Origin of the sequence: Fulvivirga sp. (assembly GCF_040220315.1) — a bacterium.
Classification (GTDB): Bacteria; Bacteroidota; Bacteroidia; order Cytophagales; family Cyclobacteriaceae; genus Fulvivirga.
This window is the reverse complement of sequence record NZ_JAVJUY010000261.1, coordinates 1-1,764: the sequence shown is the minus strand read 5'-3', so window position 1 is coordinate 1,764 and position 1,764 is coordinate 1. Positions and strand designations below refer to the sequence as shown.

Below are 1,764 nucleotides of genomic sequence, written 5' to 3'. Positions count from 1 at the left end.
TACTTGATATGATCAATGGTCACATTATCAATCTCCAGGTGTTTTCCTTCGATCTTTGTCACCAATTGCTTATATATTGCTGCTTCTATCTCAGGACTCTTTGGTGAAACCACCTTGTACTCATAGTCCGCAAAAATATTTCTGGTCAGGCTGATAAACTCAGGCTTCACCACACTCTTGTAGTAGTCCTGACCTACCTCCAATTCCAATTGAGCCAACTCTGCCTCAACCGGCCTTAAAGTAACGGATACTATGATCGGGATATGGAGTTCATCTTTGGTAAGGACGGCTACTTGTTCTGTATAGGTTTGCCACTGGATATTGTAACGTACCACGCCGTTCCAGGGCATGTGCCACACCACTCCGTCTTTAAAGACTTCCTGGGTCTGAAGCCCTTTGCCGTAAGGTCTCCACTTCATAGCCTGTGTACCAGGTTTTACCACTGAGCAGCCAATTGCGAAAAGAGCAATCACTGCTATACTTAAAATGCTGAATTTACTTTTCATTTTCTTAATGTTTAGATTTGACATGCTTAATAGTACGAGTCGTACAGCTCCTATTTTGATGTAATTTTGATTCAGGTTTATGATGTTTTTTAGGACATGTTTATTAAAGGTGTCAGCCAAATTTTCCATTACTTCTAAGGCTGGTACTAAAATTTGTCTGAAACCAAACCTGTAGCTCCTCTACTTCATGTTCAGGGAGCAAGCCAAGTGCTTTTTGAAATTCTTTTAACATAAGTCCTTGACTAAAGCTTACTTTCTCCAGAATTATTTTACTGTATTCCAATCTTGATATTTTCGATTTCATGTGTATAAGTTTTTTTTGAGTACCTACTAGTGAAACGAAGTATTATCAATAGTTTTTTAATTTATTCTGGTAATTTTTATATGTTTTTTAATTTTTATCAATTTGCATATTGTTGATGTTTGACAATCCGAAAACAATCAATATAAAACTTTGTCCGATCTCCATGATGACCAGCACTCTGGCTAAACCGCTAACCGGAACTATATCCCCGTATCCGATAGAAGCAAACGTTACGGTGCTAAAGTAGAAGTACTCAAAAAAATCGTTGAGAAAGCCAGATTGCTCAATACCCGCAAAAGCGTTTTTATCAAAACCGGACAGGCACACAAAATCACTGGCAAAAGAAAATATGATGAGGGATACCAAGAGACCGAATATCCAAATCAATCGGTACAATGAATAACATTGGAAAATAGACCGCTTTATTTGCTTGATAGTGAAGAAGGTAAAAAACAATGCCTTGACCATCGCAAACAAAAGCACAACATATTGAACCCAGAGTAGTTTATGATCTATAAATTGCATCAAATACACATACAGCAAGGCTACCGCTCCCACCAGAATGATGGTAGGGCTCATTCCATTCAATAGATTGTTTGCAAAACTCGGTGCGTATCTATTTTTTTCCATGACCTGATCCTCGTGCCTATCAAATGGACTTATTTTTAAAAAGGCTGCCTTTCCTGGCTGTCAGAGCATATCCATCAGCGCAATAAGAAGAACGATGGAAATTATAATCCCCCAAAAAACCCGGGTCAGGATCTTTCTGTGTCCCGAAGGCTTTTCATCTCCTGTTTTGCAACACTCCTTCATTTATCTTTTTTAATTCAAAAGTGAAATCCCCGGTATGAATACCCAGTGACCGGGGACTCACTACCACTCACTTAATAACTTCTTTGTTTTCACCACAAGTCAACATTGCCTCTCCATAATAAGGGTTTTTGATCTCTTTTA

3 protein-coding genes are annotated in these 1,764 nt (G+C 38.5%); all 3 read right to left on the bottom strand.

The window, feature by feature from the left end:
• Positions 1 to 635: SPFH domain-containing protein (locus RLO81_RS12650; protein WP_350112056.1), on the bottom strand; the 635-nt coding region annotated here is incomplete at its 3' end.
• Positions 619 to 810: a hypothetical protein gene (locus RLO81_RS12645; protein WP_350112054.1), complete on the bottom strand. Its 192-nt coding sequence runs from the start codon at positions 808 to 810 to the stop codon at positions 619 to 621. The genes RLO81_RS12650 and RLO81_RS12645, both read right to left, overlap by 17 nt.
• Positions 811 to 897: 87 nt before the next feature.
• Positions 898 to 1,440 (bottom strand): potassium channel family protein, encoded by a 543-nt coding sequence (locus RLO81_RS12640; protein WP_350112052.1) that lies wholly within the window; start codon positions 1,438 to 1,440, stop codon positions 898 to 900.
• Positions 1,441 to 1,764 lie beyond the last annotated feature (324 nt).